Here is a 26,539-nt window from a genome sequence, read left to right as displayed (position 1 = left end):
TAAAATAATTGACAGTATTTTAATTTTAATGTTAACTATATTTATATAAAAGTTAACATTAGGGGTGACAATTGTGACTGTTAGTAGCAATACAAGTAAAAGAACAACCTATACATATGAAGAGTTGGCTGAGAAAAATAAAGCATACGTATGGCATCCATTTACGCAAATGAAGGACTATTTAGCGGAAGATCCAGTTATTATTGAGCGAGGAGAAGGCCGTAAATTATATGACGTAAATGGAAATGGTTATTGGGATGGCGTTTCATCCATTTGGCTTAATGTTCATGGACATCATGTTCCTGAATTAGATAATGCAATTCGTGAACAATTAAATAAAGTCGCGCATTCGACTATGCTAGGACTTGCAAATGTGCCATCGATTTTACTTGCAGAAAAGATCATTGAAGTTGTTCCGGAAGGTTTGAAAAAAGTATTCTATTCAGATTCTGGTTCTACAGCTGTTGAAATTGCAATTAAGATGGCTTTTCAATATTGGCAGCATAAAGGAAAACCTAAAAAACAAAAGTTTATTACATTAAAAAAAGCATATCATGGAGATACAATTGGAGCTGTTTCAGTAGGAGCGATTGACTTGTTTCACCAAGTGTACAGTTCGCTCTTATTTGAAGCAATAAAAATGCCATATCCATATACATATCGTTCTCCTTATGGGGATGACAAAGAACAAATTGTTCAAAAACATTTGGAAGAAATGGAAAAGTTATTAAAAGAAAAACATGATGAGATTGCAGCTATTATTGTAGAGCCGTTAATGCAAGGTGCAGGCGGTATGATTACAATGCCGAAAGGATATTTAAAAGGTCTTCGAGATCTTTGTACAAAATATAATGTTTTATTTATTACAGATGAGGTGGCAACGGGATTTGGTCGTACTGGAAAAATGTTTGCTTGTGAACATGAAAATGTTACACCGGATATTTTAACAGCTGGAAAAGGCTTAACCGGTGGGTATTTACCGGTAGCTATTACTGTGACAACAGATGAAATTTATGATGCTTTTTTAGGTAGCTATGAAGAGCAGAAAACATTTTTCCATGGTCATAGTTATACCGGCAATCCATTAGGTTGCGCAGTTGCAATTGCTAATTTAGAACTTTATGAAAAAACAAATCTAGTAAAAGATGTTGCATACAAAGCAGAATATGTAGGGAAACAATTGGAAGCACTTTATGAATACAAACATGTTGGAGATATTCGTCAGTGTGGATTGATGGTAGGAATTGAACTTGTGAAAAATAAAGAAACGAAAGAGCCGTTTGAGTGGACGGAGCGAGTAGGCGTGGAAGTGTGTAAGCGATCAAGAGAACTAGGAATGATTTTACGTCCGCTTGGTAATACCATTGTATTTATGCCACCGTTAGCATCTCAAGTAGATGAGATTGATGAAATGCTGCACATTTTATATCAAGCAATTGCAGATGTTACGGAGGGAGAATAATGGGTGGCTTTTTTATAACGGCAACGGATACGGAAGTGGGAAAAACAGTTGTTACAGGTGCATTAGCAGGAGTATTTAGAAATCGCGGGTATAACGCAGGGATATATAAACCATTGCAAAGCGGGCACATCGCTTCGAATCCAGAAGGGGATGCAGTTAGATTGAAAATGGCATCAGGAGTAATGACAGAGGCTGATCGCATTTGTCCTTATTCTATTGAAGAACCTCTCGCGCCAAGATTGGCAATGCGGCGAGCAGGAAGAACTGTGACACTAGCACAAATTACGGCTCATTATAATGAGTTAATGACAGAATTTGATAGTTTGCTTGTAGAAGGTGCAGGTGGTCTTGCAGTCCCATATACAGAAGATGCTTTAGTGGTTGATTTTGCAAAGGAATTGAAATTACCACTTATTATTGTCGCGCGTCCGGCGTTAGGTACTGTGAATCATACCGTTTTAACGATTTCGTATGCGAAAGCCCATGGTTTAACAGTTGCGGGTGTTATTTTATCCGGCTGTAAGGAATGTGAGAAGGAACGTGTGCAAGAGAATAAAGAAATGATTGAGGAGTTAAGTGGTATTCCGGTTTTGGGTTTACTACCAGAGCTTCAAGAAGGGTTTACGCGTGAAGAACTATTGAGAGCAGCAGAAGAGAATATTACGATTTCAAATTTAGAGGAGTTCGTCAAACATGGATCAAACGTGGAATCTACACTTTCACTCTAGTTTAGATCGTTTGAAAGAGAAATCACAATATCGACATGTAGTTATGACTGAGCAAGTTGAAGAACCATGGCTTATTAGGAATGGAAAACGTATGTTAAATTTAGCTTCGAATAACTATCTAGGCTTGGCGGGAGATAGACGATTAAAAGAAGCGTCTATTGTAGCGACAAAGGAATATGGAGTAGGAGCGACAGCATCACGACTTGTTGTAGGAAATTATGCACTATATGAAGAGGTCGAACAGAGTGTTTGTGATTGGAAAGAAACTGAAAAAGCAATCATTGTGAACAGTGGATATTCAGCAAATGTCGGGGCAATCTCTTCTTTAGTTGGGCGTCACGATATTGTTTTTAGCGATAAGTTAAATCATGCCAGCATTGTTGATGGGATTATGCTTAGCGGTGCAGAACATAAAAGATATCGACATAATGATTTAGAATATTTGGAAAGATTGTTGCGGATGGCACCTGTCGCAAAGCGAAAGTTAATCGTAACAGACACGGTTTTCAGCATGGATGGAGATGTTGCGCATCTAAAAGAGTTGATTATGCTGAAAGAAAAATATGGAGCATTATTGATGGTTGATGAGGCGCATGCAGGTGGAATATATGGAAAGCATGGTGCTGGTTTAGCGCATGTAGAGCAGGGACTTTCTGAAGGAATCGACATTCATATGGGAACGTTTAGTAAAGCGCTAGGGTGTTATGGAGCTTATTTAGCAGGTGATGCAATTTGTATCGATTATATGAAAAACACGATGAGAAGCTTCATTTTCACAACAGCATTACCGCCAGGGACACTTGGCGCAATGAAACGTGCAATTGAAATTGTGAAGGAAGATGAGGGAAGACGGCAGCGGCTCTTAGAAAATGGAGCTTATTTCCGCAATGCTTTAGAAGAAGTTGGTTTCAATATTGGTGATAGTTCAACACATATAGTACCAATTATTGTGGCGTCGAATGAAGCTACGCTACATTTTAGTGAAAAACTGCAGGAGGCAGGAATTGCTGCAATTGCTATCAGGCCACCAACTGTTCCATATAATAGTTCGCGAATCCGATTCGCAGTTACATCTGAACATACAAAAGCTGACTTACAATGGGCTATTGAGCAAATCATTCGAATTGGTAAAGAAGAGGGGGAATGAGATGAAACAGCCCGAGCTTATTTTCATTCCTGGATGGGGGATGGAAAAACAAGTATGGGATCCATTACTTCCATATTTTCAGGAATATTCTGTCTGGCATGTTGAATGGCGTGGTGTAAAAGAACTTAGTGAGTTTGCAGAACGAGTAGCAGAAGCTGCAAGAGGGCAGGATGTGATTTTGATTGGATGGTCACTTGGTGCATTAGCTGCCCTTCAAGCATGTGATAGAGTGCGGGTAAAAGGGATGATTCTAATAGGTGGTACAGCAAAGTTTACAGTGGATGAAAATTACGAGAGTGGATGGAAACTTCTTTTTGTAGAGCGGATGAAAAGAAGTTTAGTGAAGCGAAAGGACCACACATTGGAGCGTTTCTATAAAAGTATGTTTACAAAACAAGAGATAAAAGATAGTGAACAATTTGAAGACATTGCAGAACGTTTTCAAGGTGATTTCATTGAATCTTTACAGCTGGGACTTGATTATTTAATAGAGATGGATATGAGAAGTCAGTTAAAGCATGTAAAGATGCCGGTATTACTTCTTCATGGAGAACAGGATGCGATATGTCCACTATCTGCTGCTCGCTATATACAAGAAAATACGAATGGGGCGCTTAAAGTAATAAATGGAGCTGGGCATGCACTTTGTGTAACTGATTCCGAATATTGCGCAAATGAAATCATCCAGTTTGTAGAGGGGATACAAAATGATCAATAAAACGTTATTACAAAAACGATTTAATGGGGCAGCTGTATCCTATGATCAATATGCAAGTGTACAAAAAAAGATGGTGCAACAATTAATTTCTATAATGAAAAAACACTATCACAAGATGTCGTCCATCCGTATTTTAGAACTCGGATGTGGCACAGGCTATTTGACTGAGCAATTAGCTGGTTCCTTTCCAAATGCAGCAATTACTGCAATTGATTTTGCTGAAAGTATGATTGCTGTTGCGAAAACGAGAAATCACGTGGAATCTGTGACATTTCGGTGTGAAGATATTGAACATCTTACATTAAGTGAGTCATTTGATGTCATTATTTCAAGTGCAACATTTCAATGGCTAAACGATTTGCAAACAACGGTGAAACGTTTATATCATCATCATTTATTTGAGGGTGGCTTGTTGTTATTTTCAACATTTGGAGAGCAAACATTTCAAGAACTTCATACGGCATTTCAAAGTGCTAAAGAAGAAAGAAATATGCAAAATGATGCATCTGTTGGACAACATTTTTTAACGAGAGAACAGCTGCAAGATGTATGTGAAAGTGTAACAGGGGATGTTCATGTTTCTGAAACATGTTACATAGAGAAGTTTGCTACAGTTCGTGAGTTTCTGCAATCGATTCGGAAAGTAGGCGCGACGAATAGCAATGCAGAATCTTACTGTCAAAGCCCGTCTATCTTTCGAACTATGCTCCGCATATACGAAAAAGATTTCACGGAAGAAGGGCAAATTGTAGCAACGTACCATGCTTTATTTGCGTATATTGAAAAAGAGGGGAAGAGAAGAAATGAAACAAGTACAAACAAAAGTAGATTGGAAGCAAATTGCATCTGAAGTAGTAGAGGGCAGAAGTATAACGAAAGAAGAAGCGATAGCTATTTTAGAAGCAGATGATACAGAAGTATTAGAGATTATGAATGCAGCTTATATCATACGTCATCATCATTTTGGTAAAAAAGTAAAATTAAATATGATTATTAATACGAAGTCTGGATTATGCCCAGAAGATTGTGGGTATTGCTCACAGTCTATCGTTTCAGAGGCACCAATCGATAAGTATGCATGGTTAACACAGGAAAAAATTATTGAAGGTGCACACGAAGCAATTCGCCGTAAAGCGGGTACATACTGTATTGTTGCATCTGGTCGTCGTCCAACTGATAAAGAAGTAAATCATGTTATCGGTGCAGTGAAAGAAATCCGTGAAACAACGGATTTGAAAATTTGCTGCTGCTTAGGTTTTTTAAATGAGGATCAAGCAGGACGCTTAGCAGAAGCAGGTGTTCACCGTTATAACCATAACTTAAATACACATGCAAACAATTATGATAGCATTTGCTCAACACATACGTATGATGATCGTGTAGATACAGTAGAAAAAGCAAAGCAAGCGGGTATTTCCCCATGTTCTGGTGCGATTTTTGGAATGGGGGAAACGAAAGAGCAGCGCGTTGAAATTGCGCTTGAATTACAACGTATAGATGCGGATTCTATTCCATGTAACTTCCTTGTTGCTGTAAAAGGAACACCGCTTGAAGGACAGAAAGAATTAACACCAGTAGAATGTTTAAAAGTACTAGCGATGATGCGATTTGTCAATCCATCAAAAGAAATTCGAATTTCCGGTGGTCGCGAAATTAATTTGCGATCTGTGCAGCCGCTTGGCTTATTCGCAGCAAATTCAATCTTTGTTGGTGATTATTTAACAACAGAGGGGCAAGAGCCAACAGCAGATTGGAATATGATTGAAGATTTAGGGTTTGAGATTGAGGAATGTGCGCTGTAACAATGAGGGGGAAAGCCCCTTTGTAGATTAGAATAATCGAATAAAGTTTATACAAAACAGCCATTTTTTCATGGAATATTTATGAAAGGATGGCTGTTTTATGGTTTCCATTACAAAGGAAAATATTTTCTTTTGTGTACAAACACCTTTTTCCACTAATAAATAACACATATGGAAAATGAAGGAGGGGTGATTGAAATAAAAAGGTAAATAAAAAAATATTTCGATTATATTGTGATTGGTGCTGGAACTACCGGAGGGGTAATCGCTAAAGAATTGACAGATGATAAATGTACTTCCGTGCTAGTTCTTGAAGCAGGGACAAATATGACGAATCAATTAAGTAATCCTTCTGTGGTGAATGCACTTACCTTAGCTACTGATAATAAGTTTTCATTTAATATTTTGTCTAAAATAGAGCAAGTAATTGGGCGGCAACTTAGATTGCCAGATGGTAATCCTTCTATGCCTGCACAGATAATCGCTTTAAATGCAGTGCGATTTATTCAAGAAGATTTTTGCCCATATAGTATGGATGACAGTGATCTTGAATGTTAGGAAGATTAATAATTAAATGTTAAAAAAGTCGTTTTTTCTTGTGAACGTTTTCTATTACTTCGTCTTAATTAAGCAATAATTGTGAAATATTAACATTAGCTTTCTTAGAAATTTAGCTTATTTCAACACCGTTCAAGTTTTGAACGATGTTACTTAATTAAGAGATGAATAAAAATTGATTGTAGCTTTATGAATGTAGTCTTTCGTGAAATTTTATTGTAAATAAAATGTAATAAAGTACCTCTAGTCCTTCAGATAAGTAGCTTTTTAGTAAAAAATTTAATTGTGTGGGCGAATTTTCCACCCTGTAATTGTACATAGTAAAGGTGTAATTTATTTCGGGTTGGAGGATTTCAAATGCACAAATATATACTAGCTATTATGACCTTTCTTATTTTATTAAAGGCAATAAGCACCGATCCTGTTAAGGCAGCTGAAAATCCGGAACAGAAAGAAATGCAGCAAAGAATCGAACAGCATTTTCGAACAAAAGCTGAGCATTTTGGTATTGAAACTGAAGGGAAGGATCTAAAAGAAGTAAGAAAAGAGCTACATATTGTAGAGGAAGAAAAGAAGCGAGAAAATGTCTGGAAAACAGCTCAAAATCTTCGTATTAAGACAGAAGGAAAAACGATGGCTGAATTGATAAAAGATGTGCGGAAAAAAGTGGGAAAATAAATAGAAGAAAAAAGAGGCGAAAGCCTCTTTTTTTATGCCCATTGTTTTGATAAATGAGCCATTTCAATCGCAGCAACTGCAGATTCATATCCTTTGTTGCCAGCTTTTGTACCAGCACGTTCAATTGCTTGTTCAATTGTTTCAGTCGTTAATACGCCGAAAATAACTGGGATGTCTGTTTGTAATGATAAAGAGGCAACACCTTTTGCAACTTCATTACAAACATAATCATAATGAGTTGTAGCACCGCGAATGACTGTACCTAGTGTAATGACAGCATCGTATTTGCCGCTGTTTGCCATTTTCTTTGCGATTAATGGGATTTCAAATGCGCCTGGAACCCATGCAACATCAATATCATTTTCTTCTACACCATGTCGTTTTAAACCGTCTAGTGCACCGCCTAGTAGTTTGCTCGTAATAAATTCATTGAAACGTCCAACAACAATCCCTACTTTTAATCCTGTACCAACTAAATGACCTTCGAATACCATAATATATCTCTCCTTTAATTATAATTAATAGATTATAAGTTTAATAGGTGACCTAATTTTTCTACCTTTGTTTGTAAATATGTTTTGTTTTCTTCTTTTGTTGGCATTTGCAATGGTACGCGTTCGACAACTTCTAAATCATAACCTTGCAAACCTGCGATTTTTCTTGGATTATTCGTTAATAAACGCAATTGCTGTAACCCTAGATCTTTTAAGATTTGGGCACCAATACCGTAATCGCGAAGATCGGCAGGAAATCCTAGTTTTTCATTTGCCTCAACAGTATCTAATCCTTCTTCTTGTAATTTGTATGCACGGAGCTTATTCAGCAAGCCAATCCCGCGGCCTTCTTGGCGCATATAAAGAAGAATACCTTTTCCTTCGCGTTCAATTTGAGAAAGAGCAGCATGAAGCTGTGGACCACAGTCACAGCGGCATGAACCGAAAACATCGCCAGTTAAACATTCAGAATGCACACGAACGAGAACAGGTTCACCAGTAGAAATGTCTCCTTTTACGAGAGCGATATGTTCTTTCTGATCCAATGAGTTGGAATAACCGATTGCATGAAATGTACCGAAATCTGTCGGTAATGTAATTTCAATCTCCCTTGTCACGAGCGTTTCATGATGGCGGCGATAGGCGATTAAATCTTCAATCGTAATCATTTTTATATTAAATTGTTTTGCAACTTGTACTAAATCAGGAACACGTGCCATCGTGCCGTCTTCATTTATAATTTCACAAATAACTCCGGCTGGTTCTGCGCCACATAATTTTGCTAAATCAACAGCTGCCTCTGTATGCCCAGCGCGGCGCAGGACTCCACCTTCTTTGGCGATTAAAGGAAAGATATGACCCGGACGATTAAAATCTGTTCCTTTTGAATCCGGATTTAATAATTCGCGCACAGTCGTTGCACGTTCGTAAGCACTAATACCTGTTGTTGTAGAAATATGGTCAACGCTTACTGTAAACGCAGTATGATGAGAATCTGTATTATGAGAAACCATAGGCTCTAACTGTAAGCGTTCCGCATATTGTTCTGTAATCGGTACACAGACAAGGCCACGGCCATGTGTAATCATAAAATTAATTGTTTCTGGTGTAATGTTCTCTGCTAAAGCGATGAAATCTCCTTCGTTTTCACGGCTTTCATCATCACATACGATGACGACTTTTCCTTGTTTTAAATCTTCTAGTGCTTCTTCAATACGATGAAACATTGTGCTTCCTCCTTATAGAAATCCGTTTTCTTGTAAAAAGCTTTCTGTAACTGAAGTGCTTCGCTTTGTTGGCTTTGAAATAAAACGTTCGATATATTTTCCAATCATGTCACATTCAATATTCACAATATCTCCCGCCGCTTTTTTACCAATGATAGATTCGCTTACGGTATGTGGAATGAGCGAGATTGTAATGGAAGATTCATCTATATCAAATATTGTTAAACTTGTGCCATCAACAGCAATGGACCCTTTTTGTAAACAATAACGGAGTAAATCATCTGGAATTCCAATTTTGTAATATATAGCATTGTAGTGCTGTTTTTTATTTAAAATGGTTCCAATTCCATCGATATGCCCTGTGACGAAATGTCCACCAAAGCGTCCGTTTGCAGCCATTGCTCGTTCTAAATTTACTTTAGAACTGGTGCCGAGCATACGTAATGATGTCGCTCGCACCGTTTCAGGCATCGCATCAACAGTAAAAGAAGACGCTGTAAAAGAAGTGACGGTTAAACAGATCCCATTTACAGCAATACTGTCTCCTAGTTTTACGTCTGACAAGATTGTGTTTGCTGTAATTGTTAGCTTCATCGCTTCTCCACTTTGCCTGATATTCGAAACAGTTCCAAGTTCTTCTACAATTCCTGTAAACATGCAGGCACCTCATTTCGCACACTAGCAACGATTTTTATATCATCACCAATTTGTTTCATCTCTTGAATTTGCAAGGAAATTGCATCTTGCAGTTTTATAAAGCCGGTGCCACCAAACATAGTTGGAGCATCTTTTCCGCCGATTAATTTTGGACTTATATAGGTCACAATTTCATTGAAACACTTTGTTTCTAAAAAGCTCGCGTGTACCGATTGTCCACCTTCAACAAAGAGTGAAAGGATTTGTTTCTCACCGAGAAGGAGGAGAAGGTCGCGTATTTCAATTTGGCTCGTCTTCATTTGAAGTACAGATACCGCCTGAGATTCGTAGCCCGCTATTTTTTCTTTATTTACATCTTTTCCAACAATAATCCATGTTGGTGCCATCTCGTCTGTAATGACATGAGAGGATAGCGGAGTTCGTAAATGTGTATCTAAAATAATACGAATCGGATGCTTGCCGCCGTTTGGAAGGCGTGTTGTTAAAGATGGATTATCAGATATGACAGTATTCACTCCGATAAGGATGGCATCGTGCGTATGGCGATATTGATGAACATCCATGCGCGCAGTTTCACTTGTAATCCATTTACTTTCTCCTGTAGAGGTCGCTATTTTTCCGTCTAAACTCATCGCTGTTTTTATTGTTACGAACGGCAGTTTCGTTTTCATATAGTGGAAAAAGTACCGGTTTAATGCGGTGGCCTCTTCTTCGAGAACACCAGTAGTTACGCTAATACCAGCTTTTTGCAAACGTTTTGCGCCGCTACCTGAAACGAGCGGATTGCAATCAAGTGTGGCAATTACAACACGTTTCACCTTTTTTTCAATAAGTAGATCGCAGCACGGTGGAGTTTTTCCAAAGTGACTACACGGCTCTAACGTTACATATACAGTAGATCCGTTTGCTTGATCACCGGCCATACGAAGAGCGTGAACTTCAGCGTGTTCTTCACCTGCACGCAGATGCGCTCCCACTCCAACGATGTTTCCATCTTTTACAACAACAGCACCGACCATTGGATTTGGACTTGTTTGACCTGCAGTACTTTGTGCTAATTGCAAGGCAATCCTCATATATTCTTGGTCTGTCATTCTTTTCACCTCTCCTAAGAAAAATCAAAAAACCCCAAGGATAATAGTATCCTTGGGGTTTGGGAGACGTGATTTCTAGTAATATAGTTCGAATACGAGAGTATAGGAAAGAAGCCTAACGATAATTGATATTTTTGCACGAGAAAAAAGCCTAGCAAACTATCAATTTTTTATACGCTAGTCGTATCTTTTTATTTCAGCATAGAAAAATAGGTATATGAAATAAAACATATACAGTGATTCAAAACGAATCAGTAAAAATGTGTACGCCAAAATAAAAGTGTATTCGCTATATAAGCACTAGAAAACATATCCTTCTCCCATCCAGACTATACTGTCGGCCCTAGAATTTCACTAGATCCACCGTTTCCGAGTTGGAAACGGGTCACGGACTTAGAAGTGTGCACTTCATCACCGCCGGTTGGGAATTTCACCCGACCCCGAAGGATGCTGTTTGCTCACATTATAGCACAAAAAAGAAAAAGGGATAGTAAAAAATATTCGAATGTGAAGAATTGTATGAAAATGAAGGGGAAAATTAATTTTGTTATACTATATAAATACAAATTGAAAACTTGATAGAAAACCTTTTCTTTTTAGGGGAGGAGAGAGAGTCCGAGGCGGTTCACCCCATGCCATGTTAAACAAAAGGAGAAAATAAATGGAGGTCTGCTTTTGTTTTCATAGCCGCGACTTAAATGTTGGAGAATCAAAATGTATATATAGTATGGGAAAGATTTCAGTATATGTAAACGAGGTGGAAATATGAAATATATTGCAGTAGGAATCGGTGGTATTGTTGGAGCTTTAGCACGATACGAATTAGGACAATGGGCTGGTATTCATTCAGTCGATTCTTTTCCGCTGGCAACATGGTCAGCGAATATGATTGGTAGTTTTTTATTGGCATTTTTAACGATGTATTTGTTTCGTATGAAACATGTTTCACAAGTGATAATGAGTAGCATTGGAACAGGAATGATTGGTTCTTTTACCACTTTTTCAACATTTAACGTAGAGACGTTGAAATTCATGCAGCATGAAGCGTTTCTTATGGCATTTTATTATGTAAGTACAAGTGTAGTTGGAGGATTGCTCTTTTCTTTATTTGGATTTTATCTTGGAAATGCATTATATGAAAAAAGCATGAAGAAAGAAGGAGCACTATGAATATATTGCTTGTAGGAATCGGTGGTTTTTTTGGAGCAATTGCTAGATTTTCTATTAGTAATGCAATGAAAGAAAAGTACGGAAGCTTGTTTCCATATGGAACACTATTTGTAAATATATTAGGCTCATTTTTACTAGGTCTATTGTATGGAGCTGAGGTGAGTAGTACATGGCTATTATTATGCGGAACAGGATTTATGGGAGCATTTACTACTTTTTCAACATTTAAGCTTGAAATTGTTCAATTGATACATAAGCGAGAAGGACAAAAGGCTGTATTGTATTTAATAATGAGTTATATGCTAGGCATTTTTTCAGCATTTTTAGGTTTTTATATAGGGCATATATAAGAAGCGCGCGCAAGTCATTGCGCGTGCTTCTTATATCATTATTCTCCCTTTGGTGCTCGAACAACAGATTCAAATATGCCTTTATGCGAAGCGTCGCAATAAGGCATATTTTTTGATAAGCCGCAGCGACATAAAGAAAATGCAGGTTTTGCCGGGAAAGCATTCCCTTGTGAGTCGATTAATTCCACATCCCCTGTAATGCGAAATGAACCATTATCATTTACTTTAATTTGAACTTTTGCCAACGTTATTCCCCTCCTCTCAAACGCTTATGTTCATCATATAATTGTAGGAAGCACTTGACAATAAGAAAACAGTTCTTTGTGTGTAGGGGCAGAGAATGTTATAATAACGTTTATAACTGAAATACAGTAAGGTGACGAAACATGAATAAACAATTACGTACATTACAAAATATTGCAAATGAGCGCACTTGGGCATCGTTTTTAAATGATAATCATCCATATAGCTTACTTCATTGGTCGATTGCAGGTGTGGGACAAGAAGCAAAAGATGTGTGGCTTTTGCAAGATGAGGTAACATTTCAAACGACAGAATTTCAAACGCTTGATGAAGCGGTAAAATGGATTTCTGAAAATATGGAACAAGTTACAGATGTTTTAGCGCAGTAATATGAAAAAACAGGCTTATGCAAGCCTGTTTTTTGTTTCTTTTACATATGTTTCTAAGAATTGATCAACGGCATCCTCATACTCTTGTTTATTTTCGTTATAAGAGCAAGCGTGTGCACCGTGTTCTGCAATAAAGAGCTGTTTATTATTTTCTTTTGCTTCATAAAGGGCTTTTGTCATATCACATAAAATATAGTCATCGTCTTTACTATGAATAAAAAGGACTGGATTATTTATGTTTTTTACACAATCGATAGGAGAAACTTCACGTATTGTATAACCGTCTCGTACTTTTAAAACGGCATTTGCCAATGGTAGTAGTGGCCATTTTGGTAAATGAAACTCGACTTTTAAGCGATGGTGTAATTGTTCGTAGAAGTCAGAAAATGGACAATCTGCAATGTAAAAATCAGCACCGTCTTCCACCATACCTGCGTATTGCAGCAATGTCGCTGCTCCCATTGATTCTCCATGAACACCAAGTATAATATTTGTACCAAAACGGTCTTTGAGCCAGTCAACTACCGTCTTTAAATCATATTTTTCGTAATAGCCATAACTTGTCGTTTTACCACCTGTTTTACCATGGCGACGATGATCATAAATAAATACATTGTAGCCTCTGTTTAAAAATAAATTTGCATATTTGACAGAGTTTATTTTATTTACGGTTACACCGTGGCAAAAAATCATAAATTTATTAGAATTGCCTGCAGAAATGTAGTAGCCGTGAAGGTCGTATTTAAATTGAGACGGGATACGAACCTCTTCTTTTGGAATGGCGTTAAAATCCTCTAAGCGAAAGTGTTTTTTTGTTTCACGTTCTAAAATTTCTTCCTCTGTTTTTTTCTTTAAATACATTACTTTATTGGTAAAGAAAATGCCGATACCAATTAATGCTCCTATTATGGTTAGCAATGCTGTAAAAAAACGTTTCATATCTTCCCTCATCCTCCAAATATCTCTGCATATGATACACTTATATTGTATCATAATGATGTAAAAGGGGGAGAGAGTGGGACATGATTCGAATACAAAAAATCACAGTGGAAATGAGAAAAACAATTGAACTTTTTATGCATGAAAATTGGGGAAGCACGTTGATGGTTTCACGTGAAAGAGCACATCAGTTAGATCAATTGCCTGGTTTTATTGCAACTGAAGATAACAGAATAATAGGAATCATTACATATGAAATAAAAGAAAATGATTGTGAGATTGTTTCTTTAGATAGCTTTAAGGAGAACAAGGGAATTGGAACTAAGCTTGTAGAGTACGTAATTGATATTGCAAAAAAACAATGTTGTAAAAAGGTGTGGCTTATTACAACAAATGATAATACAAACGCACTTCGTTTTTATCAGAAACGTGGTTTTATGATGACGAATTTATATATTGATGCGGTCAAGGAAGCAAGGAAGATAAAGCGAGAAATTCCGCTTATTGGCTATGATAACATCGCGATTTTACATGAAATTCAACTAGAAAAAATGAATTTATAAAATCCATCTTTATATATGTTGAAGATGGAAAATGTAAGAAGTATTTTATGTAACAATTTTCAGAAATATAAAATAATAACCTTGACGAATACCCTACTTTGTTTTAGGTTTAAATTGTAAGCTATTACCATATTAAGGGGTGACGATGTGGCAACCATACGTGATGTTGCAAAATTGGCCGGTGTTTCAGTCGCAACCGTTTCACGAGTCATTAATGAAAAAGGGTATGTTCATGAGGATACAGTAAAACAAGTAAAACAAGCAATTGAAGAACTACAGTATAAACCAAATGCTGTAGCGAAGGCGTTATTTAAAAAATCTTCGACAATGATTGCTATATTAGTATCAAATTTAGAAGATCCATCCTATATAACATTACTTCGTTCAGTAGAAGAGGCTGCATATAAAGAAGGATATCAAATTGTTATTTGTAATACAGAAAATAAAACAGGATATATAGATATATTAATGCAAAATAATATTGCTGGCGTTATTATGACGAAAGATGTATTTGAGCATGTGAAGCAACTTTCCCTTCCATTTGTTGTACTTGAGGGCGGAACAGAGGCAGCATCTATTTCTACATATTATGAAAGTGGTAGAAAGGCCGTTACTGTATTGAAAGAAAAAGGTTGTCATTTTCTTGCTTATATTGGGGATAAGATAGAAGACGAAGCAATGGAAGAGCACACTGCTGGTTTTTTAGATGCTGTTTGGGATGAAGGAATTGCTTATCGAGAAGAAAAAATAAAGGGACAAGATGAGGAAAGTCAAATTGCTGAATTATTACGGAAGCATCCTTATATAGATGGTATAGTAGCTGCTAGCGATGCGATTGCAATTGCTACAATTCGCGCGGCGAATGCTCTTGATCTCCATATACCGAATCATTTGCAAGTCATTGGTTTTAAGGGAAGTTTACAAGGTGAATGGGTTACGCCGTCTTTGACAACAATTGGAAGTTGTTTTGAAAGGCGAGGAGTATTAGCTGTACAAAGATTGGTAGGGAAAATGAAAAAGGAACAAGTAAAACTTGAGGAAGTGAAGCAAGAGTTTATATTAATCGAACGAGAATCTACAAAGTAAAAGGTGCGTCTAGTAAACGCACCTTTTTTATAATGTTATAGCAGCAATAAAGCCGAATATAAGTAACGGAATATTGTAGTGAAGAAAAGTTGGGACACACGTATCCCATATATGATGATGCCTGCCATCAGCATTTAAACCTGAGGTAGGTCCTAGTGTACTATCAGATGCTGGAGAACCAGCATCACCTAATGCACCAGCTGTACCGATAATCGCGATGGTTGCCATCGGGCTAAACCCAAGTTGGATACATAGCGGGACGAAGATGGTTGTTAAAATCGGAATGGTAGAAAAGGAAGAACCGATTCCCATCGTAACGAGCAGACCGATAACAAGCATAAGAAAGGCAGCGAGCGGTTTGCTGTTTCCAATTAAATTGACGCTTGTCTGAACAAGTGATTCAACATGCCCTGTTTTCCGAAGAACTGCTCCGAATCCAGCGGCAGAAATCATGACGAAACCGATAAATGACATCATTCGCATACCACTTGTTAAAATAGCATCAGCTTCTTTTAAAGGAAGGCTACCACTAACGGATAATACAATGATTCCAGCTAGTGCGCCAAAAATCATGGATTCTGTTGCTAGCTGCACACTTAGTGTTGCGATAATAGACAATAACCCAAAGGAAATGCTTCTTTTTGTATAAGGAGCGGCTTCATCAGATGCGGCATGAATAGGTTCGGTGTGATAAGTACGTGGTTTACGATATGTAATGAAAACAGCGATACATAGACCGATAATCATTCCTATTGCTGGAATTGTCATTGCTTTTGGGATAAGCGCTACATCAAATGTAAGTCCGCTTTGCTGTGCATTTGTTTGTAGTACATCGTGATAAATTTTTCCAAATCCGGCTGGAACCCACATGTAAGGAGTGATTAATCCGAATGTAATAATACATGTAACAAGCCGGCGGTCCACTTTCAGTTCATTTAGTACTTTTAAAAGCGCTGGAATTAGGATAGGGATAAAAGCAATATGAACCGGAATAACATTTTGTGAAAAACAAGCCATTGCCAAAATAATAAATAAAATGAGTATTTTTGAATATGTTTGCTTTTGTGTGTCTTTTTCATTACCAACTAAGTTCAGTGCAGTATGAATCATAGCGTCGGGCAGACCTGTTTTGGAAAGAGAAATAGCAAATCCTCCGAGCATGGCGTAACTTAAAGCGATTGGAGCACTGTTTCCAAGACCCGTAGTAAAAGTATTGATTGTTTCTGAAATTCCAAGTCCACCAATTAGTCCACCTGTTAAGGCACCGACGATAATAGCGACAATGACTTGGACACGTAATAAACTAAGCAGTAGCATCACTGCTACTGCGATGAGTACAGCGTTCATAATAAATGTAATCTCCCTGATCTTTTTCTGTTTGTGCAGCTTATTCTGGATAGAAATGCTTACTAACTTGAGTAAAGTTGCAACATGTAATTATAAAATGTTTTCTGTGAAATGTAAAAGGTATAACGATTACTAGTGCAGAAAAGATAGCTCTTGTTTAATAGAGCATAAAGACTTTGCAAACAGTTTAGGTTCTTCTAAATTTGGTGAATGAGCAGAGTTTGGGAACCAAATCATTTTTTTGATGGGTGCTTGAATTGTATCGCAATATTGTTGAACGAGTGCATAAGGTGTTTGATAGTCGAAACGACCAGAACAAAAATAAACAGGTACGGAAAGTTTTGAGATTGAAGAAAAGAAATCTACTGTCAGCATTTCTTCCCATAATGCCCCAGATTTCATATTTCCTGCGAGAAATCTCACCCAATCTAGCAATGTATATTCTGAAGAAAATAGCCCTTTACGAATGAAAGAAAACGAAGTCCCGTTTTGAACTGCTCCTCCAAATGTACCGAGCCACTTCCTTTGAATGATAAGACGCCGCATATCTAGAAAAGGAGGTTTTCCTAGTTTTGTTAGAGAGGTCAATGCCCGCTCGTGTCCATGTTTTTTTGCAGAATGAATTAAATGCTGATAGAGCAATTCTTCGTTTTGCTTCATATGTACAATCTGACCGATGCCAATGTAGGCTTCGATGTATTCTGGATATTGATTTGCAATTTGTAGACCGATAATACTTCCCCAAGAATGTCCAGCGAGAAATAGTTTTTGTTTTTTGAAGCGAGAAAGAAGGTATTTTATTACTTCAAGTGCATCTAAAACAAATTGTTCAATTGTGAAAGGTGCTTTTATATCCCGCCAAGAAAAAGATTTTCCTGCTCCACGTTGATCCCAATTGACAACAATAAAGTGCTTTTCTAAATCTTTTTGAAAATGGCGAATGAATCCAATTTGTGCCGTGCCAGGACCGCCATGACAGCATAATAAAATAGGTTGATTTACGTCTTGACCACGAATGAGTAGAGATTGCTGATGCTTGTTAATCGTCATGCTTTCTATCGTAGCGACGCTATTTGAAGTTGGATTCTTAAATTCGTTGTAAAACTGTGGAGTGTGGCTACGAAACAGCATATAAAAAACCTCCTTTTCTCTAATGGTATGTATCGCAAGGGTGTACGATTTTGCATATACTATTAAGAAATTATTGTATCATAACATGCCGACTGTATTTCAACTATGAGAGCTCAGGGAGAGGGGGAAGAAAGTGACGGTTGGAGAAATTATAGATTGCTTAAACAAACGTGAACCACTTGCTATTATTGCGAAACGCCTCGACATGAGCCCATATGCATTGTCGAAAAAGTTAAGAGTGCTTGGATATGAATATGATGGCGAACAGAAGAAACGAATATTCATTGGAGAGGGAGAAGAGCCCCGCCATTTATATCTTCAAGAAGCTACTGCGCTTCAATATGTAAAAACAGATTATCAGGTTTTGATTTATGAACAATTGCAAAATATTTATGAATTATTGCGAAAACGAGAGGAACTTATTATCCCCAAAATAGTCAAAAGTAATGAAAAGAAAAAACGTACTTTTTCTATATGTACGGAAATTTTAGAGAAACTAGACGTTGTATCGGCTGCAACAGGTATTCATAAATCTAGAATTGTAGAAGAAGCGTTGATAGAATTTTTGCGAAAATATGAAGAAGCTGATGAATTGTATCAGGATAAATGAAAGAAAGGATACTATGTTCAATGTAAGAGCATGTATCCTCTGTATTTTTATCTAGCAATTTGTGGATAGTTAGAGTTTTTAGTGAAAGTAAAGAAGTTAGGTGGGGATGAGAAAATCTTCATGGATTAGGCATTTGCTTTGTATAAAACAATTATTATTTTTTAGCTTTAAAAAAATAATATAGGAACCAAACGGCGTGATTTTGTTCATCTGCTGCTGTTCTACGAAATGCCTCTTTAATATATTGATCTGTAGTATCATCTGCAATTTTTAAGTAAAAATCGACTGTTCGTTGCTCATCTTGTAGCGCGAATTCTAATCCATTCACATAAGAATCTGGACATTGTTCAATAATTTTTGGCTGAGGTTGTTTACCGGTTAAATGAATATAAATTTGTACAAATTGCTGGAAATGTTTTATTTCGTCTTGTCGGATTTCGAGTATTTGATTGCGTTCATTATCTTGTGGAGCTAAATTAGCTAATTTAGCATAGCAATTTATTGCACTATACTCTCCGTTAATTGCATTTTCAATGTCATGAATTAGTTTGTCGTTTTGTCTGTATATCAAATTGTAATCATTTGAATAAGAATACATATGTTCACCTCCCAGTTCCTGCTCATATATCCTACGAGAAATCAATATACTGAGTGCATATCCTTTAAAATGTGATTTAGGGGAAAGTGAATTTTTATTGCATGTCCTTTCTCCATAGAGATCAATAAAAAGCCCTGTATTCTAATGGAATACAGGGTTCTTATCATAAAGATTAATTTTTGAAAAATCATAATTTAATAATATAGGTTCTCTCTTTTTTATAAATTTATTTAAAAGAAAAGTTAATTAACTTTTTGAATTCTCCCATCAATAATAGGTTGAATCGGTTCTTTTACTTGTTTTACATAATCCACTAACGCCTCGAAATCAGTTGGTCCTGTTTCGGCATCTTTTCCATTTTTAAAGGATACAAATCCATCACCGCCTGAAGCTAGAAAGGCATTTGCAACGACGCTGTAAGTTTTAGAGGCAACTAACTCTTCTCCGTTTGTTAAGTGGATATTTGTAACTTTTTCACCATTTGGTTTATTCGCATCCCAAGTGTACTGAATACCTGAAATTTGAAGCATTCTTGTTATGTCTTTTTGCCATTGTTGATTTAAAATATCTCGAATGTCTTGACCAGTTAAATTAACTTTTATCAATTGATTCCCAAATGGTTGAATGCCATATAATTCTCCCCAGGTAATATCGCCAGCATCTAGATCATTGCGAATACCACCAGGATTCATGAGGGCAATTTGAGTATTCATGGTCGAGCGCTGAACATCAGCAATTAAATTTCCAAGAGTGGATTCACCCGCGGCATTTTGTTTACGATCCATTGGAGCGGTAGATTTTCCAACAACCTGATTTACAAGAGGAGCAATTTTTTCTTTATACTGATCCATTTTCTTTTTCACTTGTTGGTCAGGTTTTATTCCTTCATGGTAGGTTGTAACAACTTCTGCTTTTTTCTCAATAATATCTTTTGTTTTACGATCAATTTTTACATCGACATCAGCGAAAGCCATTCCATAAGAATTTGCTTGTACGACAAGTTTGTTATTAACGGTTCCATTTACATAAGTGTGACTATGACCGCCGAAAATGACATCGACTTCTGGATCAGTCTCATTTGCTAAGCGAACGATATCGCCATTTGTTACGCCGTTATCATCCGTTGTACCTCCATTATGTGCAAGAACAACGATCGATTTAACACCTAGTTTTTTCAGTTGTTTTACGGATGTGTTAATTGCTTCAACTTCATCTGTAATTTGTACATTTTTTAGCATAGTAGGCATAACAACGTTAGGAACATCCGTTGTTACAACCCCGATAAAGCCGACAGGAACTCCTTGTACCATTTTTACAGTAAATGGTGGTAGAAATAAGCGTCCAGTTGATTTATTGTAGAAATTTGCAGCAACATAAGGGAAGTTTGCTCCTTTAAAATTCCCTGTTTTTTCGTGATACCCACCGTAAATAAGGCGATTCATTTCGTTAATACCTTCGTCAAATTCATGATTTCCAATAGTTCCAACATCAAAACCTAGATCATTTAAAAATTCGATTGTAGGTTCATCTTGCAATAATGCAGAAACTGGAGGACTTGCTCCGACAATATCGCCAGCATGAACCATAAGTGTATTTGGGTTTTGTTTTTCACGATCACGTAAATAAGCAGCTAAGTACTCAGCTCCCCCTGCTTCTTTGTTGCTAATTTTCTTTACAGTGTCTAGTTGACCGTGAAGGTCGTTAATACCAAGCATTTGTACGTCTATGTAGCGATTTTGTTCTGCTGGTACTTGAGATGGAGGTGCAGCAAATACACTTGAAAAAGTAATTGTACTTAATACTAAAGCTGCAGGAATGACTTTTTTCCACATGAGTTTTCTCTCCCTTTTTTATAATCTGACATCATACGACATAATTTTAATAGATTAAGAGAGTTATTGCTATAAAAATTCTTTTTATTATAAAAATTAATGAAATTTTATTTTTCTCTTTACATCTTTATAAAATAAAAATAATAGGGAAATCGAAAGTGAATGGTCTTTTTTATTGTCGAGAGTAAGGTATTTCCCCTATAATGGAGAAAAAAGTAAAAGGTGAGCAGTATGAAGAAAAAGAAACAGAGACAAATGCAAAGACAAACGCAAATGAATCAGCCAGAGAAAGATTCCATTACAATTGGTGATCAATTAAATAAATCGTTAATGAATCAATTGAAAAGTAAGAAGAAAGAATTACAAGTAAGAGCGGAGCAAAAAGAAATAGAAGAACAAGAAAGAAAGCGTAAAGAGCAAAAGGAACGTGAAAAGAATAAATCGTTTGAAGAATTATTAAGTGAAAGTAATCTCACTTGGAAAGACTTTAAATAATGTAAAAAATCATCAGTACAATTGTCCTGATGATTTTTTAGCGATTTGATAAGAAAAGGGGAATTGAGATGAGAAAGATTGTAGTCGTTCCTTATGAAAACCATTGGGGTGAGAAATTTCAAATAGAATCACAGAGGTTAAAAGCAGCGATGCCAGAACATGTGAAAGTACATCACATTGGTAGCACATCAGTACCGGGACTCGCAGCAAAGCCAATTGTTGATATGATTATGGAAGTAGAGAACATTGAGAGCGTAGATCATTGGAATGAATGTTTTCAACAACTTGGCTACATTGTAAAAGGTGAGAATGGTATCCCAGGTCGCCGCTTTTTTATTCATGGAACAGAAGAAAAACGATCGTATCATTTACATGTTTTCGGAACAGGAAATCCGGAAATTACACGTCATTTAGCATTTCGCGATTATATGATGGCACACTGTGAAGAGGCAGAGGTATATGCGGCATTGAAAAAAGATTTAGCAGAAAAATTCACATATGATGGAGATCAATATACAGAAGGAAAGAATGACTTCGTGCGTAACATTGATGAGAAAGCACTTGAGTGGAGAAAAAATAACGGAAGCGAGTAAGCTTGCGTTATTTTTTGCAAGGGGAGAGAAGAGATGAGATGAGAAAGATTATGATTATTGGTTCTGGGGGAGCTGGAAAATCAACTTTTTCACGGCGATTAGGGGAGATACTACAACTTCCAGTATTTCATCTTGATGCACTCTATTGGAAAAAAGATTGGGTGCTAGCAAGTCGCGAAGAACAAATACAGGTACAAAAAGAATTAGTAACGCAGGAAGCTTGGATTATCGATGGAAACTATGGATTTACAATGGATATACGATTAGAGGCAGCAGATACCATTATCTTTATTGATTTGCCAAGAATACAATGTTTATATCGCGTAATAAAAAGAAGGATACAATATCATAATAAAACGCGCCCTGATATGGGAGAAGGGTGTGAAGAACAATTAGATTTTGAGTTCTTGAAGTGGGTATGGACGTATCCAAAAGTGAAACGACCTGCTATTTTTGGGAAAATACAAGCTGTATCTGCTGAGAAAAATATTGTTATTTTCAAATCTTCAGCTGAAATAGAGGAGTTTTTACAAAAGCTATAAGATGAAACAGTCTTATTTAATAAAATTATTATGTTAACTGTATATATTTTTTGACTTTTTTCAAGAATCTTGTTCAAATAAAGTGACGGTTATAAAATTTAGCGGCACCCTGTCTATAGAATTCGCAGGAGAGAAGAAGGAGGAACGGCCTATCATGTATATTCCAACAACTACACTTCATAATGGCGTGAAAATGCCGATGCTTGGTTTAGGTGTATATAAAGCAAAAGAGGGAGAAGAAGTAAAGCAAGCGGTAAAAACAGCTTTAGAAGTTGGATATCGCTCTATTGATACAGCGACTGTATATGAAAATGAAAGCGGTGTCGGAGAAGCGATTCGTGAATCAGGAATCGCACGTGAAGAATTGTTTATTACGACAAAAGTATGGAATGACGATCAAGGCTATGAAGCAACACTTCAAGCATTTGACAAAAGTTTGAAGGAATTACAAATGGATTATGTAGATTTATATTTGATTCACTGGCCAATAAGGGGGAAATACATAGATACATATCGTGCCCTTGAGAAATTATATGAAGAAGGAAAAGTACGTGCAATTGGTGTTTCAAATTTTCATCAGCACCATTTAGAACAGTTGTTGCCAAATTGTAATGTGAAGCCGATGGTGAACCAAGTAGAGCTTCATCCGATGCTTGCACAGTTTGAATTACGTGATTTTTGTCAAAATGAACAAATTCAAATGGAAGCATGGAGCCCGTTAATGAGAGGCGGCGAAGTATTTCAGCATCCGATTATTCAAGAAATTGCTAAAAAGTATGAAAAAACGCCTGCTCAAATTATTTTACGCTGGGATATTCAAAGTGGCATTGTAACAATCCCTAAATCTGTTACACCATCGCGTATTCAAGAGAACTTTACTATTTTTGATTTTTCATTAACAGAAGAAGAAATCAAACAAATTGATACGCTTGATCGCAATTTACATGTTGGAACAAATCCTGATAAATACGATACGATGTAAAAAAACGCTACCGATTACGGTAGCATTTTTTATCGGTGTACTGTGTATGTATCGCATTTAACAGCTGCTTGAATTTGTTTATATTCTTCAGTTGTTAATGGAGATTGATTGTTAGCTTGTACATTTTCTTGTAGTTGCTGGATGGAGCTAGCGCCAGGAATAACAGCTGCCACAATCGGGTCATGTAAACAATATTGAAGAGCTGTTTCAGTTAACGAACGTTCCTTTGTAATTTCTTTTACAGTAGTTAATGTTTTTATTAACTCATCATAAGAATAAGAAAGATAATCTTTTTCTTTCACTTTTTCTATCTTTCTTTCATTGTTATCAGTTAACAATCCTTTCGCAAGTGGTCCGCGTGCAATGATGCTAATTTGATGCTCCTGAAGTAGTGGAAACCATTCTTCAGGCTGGCGATTTAAAAGACTATATTCCATCAATACACTAACGATATTAGAACGTTTTGCATATTCACGAATGAGGTTTGGACGGATAGAAGAAATTCCGTAATGACGAATCACACCTTCTTGTTTTAATTCTTCAAATGCTTCGATTGTTTCAACGATAGGATCTTCGATTGTACCGCCGTGAAGTTGATATAAATCAATATAATCCGTTTGCAGGCGGCGTAAACTTTCTTTTACCTCTGCTTTTATATAAGCTTTAGAAGGGTCCCAAGACCAGCCGTTTTTCTCCTCAATCCAGCGGTTTCCTACTTTCGTTGTAAGAACAATTTGATCGCGTTTTCCCTTAAGAGCTTTTCCAACAAATTCTTCATTTAATCCATAATTGTATAAGTCTGCTGTATCAAAAAAATTAATTCCTAAATCCATTGCTTCATGGATGATGCGGATCGCTTCATGTTCATTGGTGCCAAGGGACATACAACCGAGTCCCATTTCAGTAACATATAAATCTGAGTTTCCTAATTGACGTTTTTTCATAGGCCAACCTCCTTACTTGTATTGTACGAAAGCAGAAGAAGGTTGACAAATGTTTACTTTTTGTTTGCTGTAATCCATTCTTTTACAGTTTTATACTCTTTTCCGTATTGCTTTAGCTGATGCCGAATTTGCCAAGCCTTTCCGACCAACGTGATACGATTTGGTAAAATATATACTTTCATTTTTATCACGCTCCTTTCAGTGTGGTAAAATGTATGAAGAACAAGTAGGAAATAGAATAGGGAGATGAAATATTGTGAGTAATCTTGCAGAGAGAACGATTGCAACCGAACCAATTTTTGATGGGAAAGTTATTAAAGTTCGTGTTGATGATGTAGTATTGCCAAATGGCGAAGTGAGTAAACGTGAGATTGTCAATCATCCTGGTGCGGTTGCTATAATTGCTGTGACAGATGAAAAGAAAATCGTGCTTGTTGAGCAGTACCGTAAAGCATTAGAAAAAGAGATTGTAGAAATTCCTGCTGGAAAATTAGAGTCTGGAGAAAAGCCAGAGGTAACAGCGGCTCGTGAATTAGAAGAAGAGACAGGGTATGTATGTGACAAAATGGAATTTGTTACATCTTTCTATACATCACCTGGTTTTGCGGATGAAATTCTATATGTATACAAAGCAACTGGATTGAAGAAAAAGGAAAATAAAGCAGCTTTAGATGAAGATGAGTTTGTGGAATTAATGGAAGTTTCATTAGAAGAAGCAGTTGAACTTATGAAAAATCAACGTATCCATGATGCAAAGACTATGTTCGCTGTGCAATACTTGCAATTACAAAAATAAACACTCGCCCAAGGCGAGTGTTTTAATTAATTTTGGCGTATACGCGTGTGTCACGTAAGCTACCGTCTGAAGCAAGAAAGTCGTTTTCTAGTGTACCTTCTAAAATAAATTCAAGACGTTCTGCTAAGGCACATGCATTTACATTTGTAGCATCACAGCGAATTTCAAGTCGTCTCGCACCAAGTTTATCAAAAGCAAACTGGACAGCGCCTTTTACTGCTTCTGTCATATAACCTTGTTTTGTATAAGTGCTATGTAACCAGAAACGAAGTGAAAATTTTGGAATATCCCAGTTTTCTGGATGAAGGGTAAGAGCTCCAATAAACGTACCAGATACTTTATCATATAAGTGAAAAGCTAATGTTTCACGAAGTAAAAATTGTCCATGAGCTTCCCGAACTATTTCCTCAGCACTTTCTTCTGTTTCAGATGTAATGGACATCCAAGGTTGTAAGTCTTCTACAGAAGCTTGAATTGCTTCATACACCTCTGTTCCATCACCTGGGAATGGTTTGCGTACTTGTAGGCGCTCAGTTTGAAATAATGTTGGAAAATCTAATAATAATGGTTTCAAGCAAAATCCCTCCTATTCTCTACTTTTAAGTTTAGCAAAGTAGAGCGGAATTTCAATGTTAATTCGTCATACTTTTTTCTTTCTTTCATACATTTTAGTAAGAGTGTGAACGGAGGGAAGAAAAATGTTACGAAAAACTTGGCAAAATCGTGTAATTTCTCATATCCAAGAGAATTCTTCGCTTTACATATTTGTTTCCGTTTTATTATTGATGGGAGTAGTATTTGGGGCAATTCTTGTAAATAGTTTGCAGGTGAATCAAAAGCAAGATTTATCTTTTTATTTGAACCGATTTTTTGGACAAGTTTCCAAAGGTGAATTTGCAATTGCGAGTGAAATGTTTCGAGAAAGTTACTTTTCACAATTAAAATATATTGGATTTATTTGGCTGTTAGGTATTTCAATTATTGGATTACCACTGATCTTTATTTTATTATTTTTAAAAGGGGTAGTTGTTGGGTTTACAGTAGGTTTTTTAGTGAGTCAGCACGGTTGGAATGGATTGTTATTAGCATTTGTATCCGTGTTGCCACAAAATTTAATTATCATTCCAGCGTTTCTTGTAATGACGACAGTTGCTGCAAGTTTTTCTTTACGTATGATTAGGCATCAATTTATTCGAAAAATCAACGAGCCGCTATTGCCGATGTTAATACGTTACACTTGCTTTTTTCTAATCATTGGAGTGATATTAGCAATTGCCTCTAGTATTGAAGCGTATGCTTCACCAGTTTTAATGAAAGAAGTCGTGGAGTCTATTAATAAAAAATAAATACTACTTGAGAATAATT

At 36.6% G+C, this 26,539-nt stretch carries 33 protein-coding genes and 1 riboswitch; of the genes, 20 read left to right on the top strand and 13 right to left on the bottom strand.

The annotated features are described in order from the left end of the window. The first annotated feature begins 73 nt into the window (after positions 1–73). From bioA to C564_RS0116875, 8 genes are all read left to right on the top strand, one after another. Positions 74–1,462, top strand: coding sequence for an adenosylmethionine--8-amino-7-oxononanoate transaminase (gene bioA / locus C564_RS0116910; RefSeq protein ID WP_018766120.1), 1,389 nt, complete (start codon positions 74–76; stop codon positions 1,460–1,462). Continuing rightward, positions 1,462–2,190 carry a dethiobiotin synthase gene (gene bioD, locus C564_RS0116905; protein WP_018766119.1) on the top strand — a complete coding sequence of 243 codons (729 nt, stop codon included), beginning with the start codon at positions 1,462–1,464 and terminating at the stop codon, positions 2,188–2,190. The genes bioA and bioD overlap by 1 nt, the downstream gene beginning before the upstream one ends. Next, positions 2,156–3,337: an 8-amino-7-oxononanoate synthase gene (bioF, locus tag C564_RS0116900; protein WP_018766118.1), complete on the top strand. Its 1,182-nt coding sequence runs from the start codon at positions 2,156–2,158 to the stop codon at positions 3,335–3,337. The genes bioD and bioF overlap by 35 nt, the downstream gene beginning before the upstream one ends. A gap of 1 nt (position 3,338) precedes the next feature. Next, the gene (locus C564_RS0116895) at positions 3,339–4,055 is read left to right on the top strand and encodes an alpha/beta fold hydrolase (protein WP_018766117.1); all 717 of its coding nucleotides are present in this window, start codon (positions 3,339–3,341) and stop codon (positions 4,053–4,055) included. Beyond that, complete coding sequence (bioC, locus tag C564_RS0116890; protein WP_018766116.1) at positions 4,045–4,905, top strand: malonyl-ACP O-methyltransferase BioC; 861 nt, start codon at positions 4,045–4,047, stop codon at positions 4,903–4,905. The genes C564_RS0116895 and bioC overlap by 11 nt, the downstream gene beginning before the upstream one ends. After that, complete coding sequence (gene bioB, locus C564_RS0116885) at positions 4,859–5,857, top strand: biotin synthase BioB (protein WP_018766115.1); 999 nt, start codon at positions 4,859–4,861, stop codon at positions 5,855–5,857. Before bioC ends, bioB begins: the two co-directional genes overlap by 47 nt. 327 nt (positions 5,858–6,184) lie before the next feature. Further along, complete coding sequence (locus C564_RS0116880) at positions 6,185–6,415, top strand: hypothetical protein (protein ID WP_323957026.1); 231 nt, start codon at positions 6,185–6,187, stop codon at positions 6,413–6,415. A 357-nt stretch (positions 6,416–6,772) separates the two neighbouring features. Continuing rightward, positions 6,773–7,093: a hypothetical protein gene (locus tag C564_RS0116875; protein WP_018766113.1), complete on the top strand. Its 321-nt coding sequence runs from the start codon at positions 6,773–6,775 to the stop codon at positions 7,091–7,093. Between the two features lie 32 nt (positions 7,094–7,125). On the opposite strand, the gene ribH is transcribed toward C564_RS0116875, so the two are convergent. From ribH to ribD, 4 genes are read right to left on the bottom strand one after another with little or no spacing between them, the layout of a single operon-like run. Further along, entirely contained in the window at positions 7,126–7,587 is a 462-nt protein-coding gene (ribH, locus tag C564_RS0116870) for a 6,7-dimethyl-8-ribityllumazine synthase (protein WP_016131961.1), read from the bottom strand. Between the two features lie 32 nt (positions 7,588–7,619). Further along, positions 7,620–8,813, bottom strand: coding sequence for a bifunctional 3,4-dihydroxy-2-butanone-4-phosphate synthase/GTP cyclohydrolase II (locus C564_RS0116865; RefSeq protein ID WP_018766112.1), 1,194 nt, complete (start codon positions 8,811–8,813; stop codon positions 7,620–7,622). Between the two features lie 12 nt (positions 8,814–8,825). After that, a complete protein-coding gene (gene ribE, locus C564_RS0116860; protein WP_018766111.1) occupies positions 8,826–9,470 on the bottom strand; it encodes a riboflavin synthase in 645 nt (214 codons plus the stop codon). Next, positions 9,452–10,564, bottom strand: coding sequence for a bifunctional diaminohydroxyphosphoribosylaminopyrimidine deaminase/5-amino-6-(5-phosphoribosylamino)uracil reductase RibD (gene ribD / locus C564_RS0116855; RefSeq protein WP_018766110.1), 1,113 nt, complete (start codon positions 10,562–10,564; stop codon positions 9,452–9,454). Before ribD ends, ribE begins: the two co-directional genes overlap by 19 nt. Positions 10,565–10,872: 308 nt before the next feature. Continuing rightward, a riboswitch (FMN riboswitch) is annotated at positions 10,873–11,016 on the bottom strand. 313 nt (positions 11,017–11,329) lie between these two features. Here ribD and crcB (C564_RS0116845) point away from each other — a divergent pair. Both crcB (C564_RS0116845) and crcB (C564_RS0116840) read left to right on the top strand, forming a co-directional pair. Next, on the top strand, positions 11,330–11,734 hold the full coding sequence (gene crcB, locus C564_RS0116845) for a fluoride efflux transporter CrcB (RefSeq protein ID WP_003208320.1): 405 nt from the start codon (positions 11,330–11,332) through the stop codon (positions 11,732–11,734). Then, positions 11,731–12,084 (top strand): fluoride efflux transporter CrcB, encoded by a 354-nt coding sequence (gene crcB / locus C564_RS0116840; RefSeq protein WP_016116195.1) that lies wholly within the window; start codon positions 11,731–11,733, stop codon positions 12,082–12,084. The genes crcB (C564_RS0116845) and crcB (C564_RS0116840) overlap by 4 nt, the downstream gene beginning before the upstream one ends. Before the next feature lie 38 nt (positions 12,085–12,122). Here crcB (C564_RS0116840) and C564_RS0116835 read toward each other — a convergent pair whose 3' ends face one another. After that, the gene (locus C564_RS0116835; protein ID WP_003200081.1) at positions 12,123–12,329 is read right to left on the bottom strand and encodes a CDGSH iron-sulfur domain-containing protein; all 207 of its coding nucleotides are present in this window, start codon (positions 12,327–12,329) and stop codon (positions 12,123–12,125) included. A 141-nt stretch (positions 12,330–12,470) separates the two neighbouring features. Here C564_RS0116835 and C564_RS0116830 point away from each other — a divergent pair, with 141 nt between their 5' ends. Next, positions 12,471–12,716, top strand: coding sequence for a DUF2552 family protein (locus C564_RS0116830; RefSeq protein WP_003200083.1), 246 nt, complete (start codon positions 12,471–12,473; stop codon positions 12,714–12,716). A gap of 15 nt (positions 12,717–12,731) precedes the next feature. Here the strand turns inward: C564_RS0116830 and C564_RS0116825 are convergent, their stop codons facing one another. Then, on the bottom strand, positions 12,732–13,655 hold the full coding sequence (locus C564_RS0116825; protein WP_018780820.1) for an alpha/beta hydrolase: 924 nt from the start codon (positions 13,653–13,655) through the stop codon (positions 12,732–12,734). Positions 13,656–13,738: 83 nt separating this feature from the next. Here C564_RS0116825 and C564_RS0116820 point away from each other — a divergent pair, with 83 nt between their 5' ends. Together C564_RS0116820 and C564_RS0116815 are read left to right on the top strand one after the other, a co-directional pair. Next, positions 13,739–14,218 (top strand): GNAT family N-acetyltransferase, encoded by a 480-nt coding sequence (locus C564_RS0116820; protein ID WP_018766107.1) that lies wholly within the window; start codon positions 13,739–13,741, stop codon positions 14,216–14,218. Positions 14,219–14,365: 147 nt separating this feature from the next. Continuing rightward, positions 14,366–15,304: a LacI family DNA-binding transcriptional regulator gene (locus C564_RS0116815; protein ID WP_018766106.1), complete on the top strand. Its 939-nt coding sequence runs from the start codon at positions 14,366–14,368 to the stop codon at positions 15,302–15,304. 27 nt (positions 15,305–15,331) lie between these two features. Here the strand turns inward: C564_RS0116815 and C564_RS0116810 are convergent, their stop codons facing one another. Both C564_RS0116810 and C564_RS0116805 read right to left on the bottom strand, forming a co-directional pair. Then, positions 15,332–16,651: a Na+/H+ antiporter family protein gene (locus C564_RS0116810; RefSeq protein ID WP_006095892.1), complete on the bottom strand. Its 1,320-nt coding sequence runs from the start codon at positions 16,649–16,651 to the stop codon at positions 15,332–15,334. Positions 16,652–16,783: 132 nt separating this feature from the next. Beyond that, a complete protein-coding gene (locus C564_RS0116805) occupies positions 16,784–17,782 on the bottom strand; it encodes an alpha/beta fold hydrolase (RefSeq protein WP_018766105.1) in 999 nt (332 codons plus the stop codon). Between the two features lie 133 nt (positions 17,783–17,915). Between C564_RS0116805 and C564_RS0116800 the strand changes: the two genes are divergently transcribed. After that, the gene (locus tag C564_RS0116800) at positions 17,916–18,392 is read left to right on the top strand and encodes a ribbon-helix-helix domain-containing protein (RefSeq protein WP_018766104.1); all 477 of its coding nucleotides are present in this window, start codon (positions 17,916–17,918) and stop codon (positions 18,390–18,392) included. Positions 18,393–18,546: 154 nt separating this feature from the next. On the opposite strand, the gene C564_RS0116795 is transcribed toward C564_RS0116800, so the two are convergent. Next, entirely contained in the window at positions 18,547–18,990 is a 444-nt protein-coding gene (locus tag C564_RS0116795; protein WP_018766103.1) for a ferritin-like domain-containing protein, read from the bottom strand. Between the two features lie 242 nt (positions 18,991–19,232). Continuing rightward, the gene (locus C564_RS0116790) at positions 19,233–20,822 is read right to left on the bottom strand and encodes a bifunctional metallophosphatase/5'-nucleotidase (protein ID WP_018766102.1); all 1,590 of its coding nucleotides are present in this window, start codon (positions 20,820–20,822) and stop codon (positions 19,233–19,235) included. A gap of 231 nt (positions 20,823–21,053) precedes the next feature. Here C564_RS0116790 and C564_RS0116785 point away from each other — a divergent pair, with 231 nt between their 5' ends. From C564_RS0116785 to C564_RS0116770, 4 genes are all read left to right on the top strand, one after another. Next, a complete protein-coding gene (locus C564_RS0116785; protein ID WP_003208337.1) occupies positions 21,054–21,317 on the top strand; it encodes a YqkE family protein in 264 nt (87 codons plus the stop codon). 68 nt (positions 21,318–21,385) lie between these two features. Then, positions 21,386–21,910, top strand: coding sequence for a GrpB family protein (locus C564_RS0116780; RefSeq protein WP_006095887.1), 525 nt, complete (start codon positions 21,386–21,388; stop codon positions 21,908–21,910). Between the two features lie 38 nt (positions 21,911–21,948). After that, on the top strand, positions 21,949–22,452 hold the full coding sequence (locus C564_RS0116775; protein WP_006095886.1) for a DNA topology modulation protein: 504 nt from the start codon (positions 21,949–21,951) through the stop codon (positions 22,450–22,452). 154 nt (positions 22,453–22,606) lie between these two features. Continuing rightward, positions 22,607–23,434: an aldo/keto reductase gene (locus C564_RS0116770; protein WP_003208340.1), complete on the top strand. Its 828-nt coding sequence runs from the start codon at positions 22,607–22,609 to the stop codon at positions 23,432–23,434. Between the two features lie 29 nt (positions 23,435–23,463). Here C564_RS0116770 and C564_RS0116765 read toward each other — a convergent pair whose 3' ends face one another. Both C564_RS0116765 and mciZ read right to left on the bottom strand, forming a co-directional pair. Beyond that, on the bottom strand, positions 23,464–24,378 hold the full coding sequence (locus C564_RS0116765) for an aldo/keto reductase (protein WP_018766101.1): 915 nt from the start codon (positions 24,376–24,378) through the stop codon (positions 23,464–23,466). Positions 24,379–24,431: 53 nt separating this feature from the next. Beyond that, a complete protein-coding gene (gene mciZ, locus C564_RS0116760; protein ID WP_003200060.1) occupies positions 24,432–24,560 on the bottom strand; it encodes a Z-ring formation inhibitor MciZ in 129 nt (42 codons plus the stop codon). Between the two features lie 74 nt (positions 24,561–24,634). On the opposite strand from mciZ, the gene C564_RS0116755 reads away from it, so the two are divergent. Beyond that, entirely contained in the window at positions 24,635–25,174 is a 540-nt protein-coding gene (locus C564_RS0116755) for an NUDIX hydrolase (protein ID WP_018766100.1), read from the top strand. Between the two features lie 22 nt (positions 25,175–25,196). On the opposite strand, the gene C564_RS0116750 is transcribed toward C564_RS0116755, so the two are convergent. Beyond that, positions 25,197–25,748 (bottom strand): GNAT family N-acetyltransferase, encoded by a 552-nt coding sequence (locus C564_RS0116750; protein WP_018766099.1) that lies wholly within the window; start codon positions 25,746–25,748, stop codon positions 25,197–25,199. 124 nt (positions 25,749–25,872) lie between these two features. Here C564_RS0116750 and spoIIM point away from each other — a divergent pair, with 124 nt between their 5' ends. Beyond that, positions 25,873–26,520 carry a stage II sporulation protein M gene (spoIIM, locus tag C564_RS0116745; protein ID WP_003208343.1) on the top strand — a complete coding sequence of 216 codons (648 nt, stop codon included), beginning with the start codon at positions 25,873–25,875 and terminating at the stop codon, positions 26,518–26,520. Positions 26,521–26,539: the final 19 nt, after the last annotated feature.

The sequence above is a fragment of the Bacillus sp. 105MF genome (assembly GCF_000374885.1).
GTDB lineage: Bacteria > Bacillota > Bacilli > Bacillales > Bacillaceae_G > Bacillus_A > Bacillus_A pseudomycoides.
The sequence above is the reverse complement of the archived record's forward strand: the minus strand, read 5'-3'. Positions and strand labels throughout refer to the sequence as shown.

Bases quoted from the DNA above. Each gene is read 5' to 3' on its own strand.
- bioD (WP_018766119.1), top strand. From the start codon at position 1,462: ATGGGTGGCTTTTTTATAACGGCAACGGATACGGAAGTGGGAAAAACA.
- crcB (WP_016116195.1), top strand. From the start codon at position 11,731: ATGAATATATTGCTTGTAGGAATCGGTGGTTTTTTTGGAGCAATTGCT.
- C564_RS0116785 (WP_003208337.1), top strand. From the start codon at position 21,054: ATGAAGAAAAAGAAACAGAGACAAATGCAAAGACAAACGCAAATGAAT.
- bioF (WP_018766118.1), top strand. From the start codon at position 2,156: ATGGATCAAACGTGGAATCTACACTTTCACTCTAGTTTAGATCGTTTG.
- C564_RS0116880 (WP_323957026.1), top strand. From the start codon at position 6,185: ATGACGAATCAATTAAGTAATCCTTCTGTGGTGAATGCACTTACCTTA.
- C564_RS0116795 (WP_018766103.1), bottom strand. From the start codon at position 18,990: ATGTATTCTTATTCAAATGATTACAATTTGATATACAGACAAAACGAC.
- mciZ (WP_003200060.1), bottom strand. From the start codon at position 24,560: ATGAAAGTATATATTTTACCAAATCGTATCACGTTGGTCGGAAAGGCT.
- ribE (WP_018766111.1), bottom strand. From the start codon at position 9,470: ATGTTTACAGGAATTGTAGAAGAACTTGGAACTGTTTCGAATATCAGG.
- C564_RS0116895 (WP_018766117.1), top strand. From the start codon at position 3,339: ATGAAACAGCCCGAGCTTATTTTCATTCCTGGATGGGGGATGGAAAAA.
- crcB (WP_003208320.1), top strand. From the start codon at position 11,330: ATGAAATATATTGCAGTAGGAATCGGTGGTATTGTTGGAGCTTTAGCA.
- bioC (WP_018766116.1), top strand. From the start codon at position 4,045: ATGATCAATAAAACGTTATTACAAAAACGATTTAATGGGGCAGCTGTA.
- spoIIM (WP_003208343.1), top strand. From the start codon at position 25,873: ATGTTACGAAAAACTTGGCAAAATCGTGTAATTTCTCATATCCAAGAG.
- C564_RS0116780 (WP_006095887.1), top strand. From the start codon at position 21,386: ATGAGAAAGATTGTAGTCGTTCCTTATGAAAACCATTGGGGTGAGAAA.
- bioB (WP_018766115.1), top strand. From the start codon at position 4,859: ATGAAACAAGTACAAACAAAAGTAGATTGGAAGCAAATTGCATCTGAA.
- C564_RS0116810 (WP_006095892.1), bottom strand. From the start codon at position 16,651: ATGAACGCTGTACTCATCGCAGTAGCAGTGATGCTACTGCTTAGTTTA.
- C564_RS0116805 (WP_018766105.1), bottom strand. From the start codon at position 17,782: ATGCTGTTTCGTAGCCACACTCCACAGTTTTACAACGAATTTAAGAAT.
- ribD (WP_018766110.1), bottom strand. From the start codon at position 10,564: ATGACAGACCAAGAATATATGAGGATTGCCTTGCAATTAGCACAAAGT.
- C564_RS0116865 (WP_018766112.1), bottom strand. From the start codon at position 8,813: ATGTTTCATCGTATTGAAGAAGCACTAGAAGATTTAAAACAAGGAAAA.
- C564_RS0116830 (WP_003200083.1), top strand. From the start codon at position 12,471: ATGAATAAACAATTACGTACATTACAAAATATTGCAAATGAGCGCACT.
- C564_RS0116765 (WP_018766101.1), bottom strand. From the start codon at position 24,378: ATGAAAAAACGTCAATTAGGAAACTCAGATTTATATGTTACTGAAATG.
- C564_RS0116875 (WP_018766113.1), top strand. From the start codon at position 6,773: ATGCACAAATATATACTAGCTATTATGACCTTTCTTATTTTATTAAAG.
- ribH (WP_016131961.1), bottom strand. From the start codon at position 7,587: ATGGTATTCGAAGGTCATTTAGTTGGTACAGGATTAAAAGTAGGGATT.
- C564_RS0116825 (WP_018780820.1), bottom strand. From the start codon at position 13,655: ATGAAACGTTTTTTTACAGCATTGCTAACCATAATAGGAGCATTAATT.
- C564_RS0116775 (WP_006095886.1), top strand. From the start codon at position 21,949: ATGAGAAAGATTATGATTATTGGTTCTGGGGGAGCTGGAAAATCAACT.
- C564_RS0116820 (WP_018766107.1), top strand. From the start codon at position 13,739: ATGATTCGAATACAAAAAATCACAGTGGAAATGAGAAAAACAATTGAA.
- C564_RS0116770 (WP_003208340.1), top strand. From the start codon at position 22,607: ATGTATATTCCAACAACTACACTTCATAATGGCGTGAAAATGCCGATG.
- C564_RS0116790 (WP_018766102.1), bottom strand. From the start codon at position 20,822: ATGTGGAAAAAAGTCATTCCTGCAGCTTTAGTATTAAGTACAATTACT.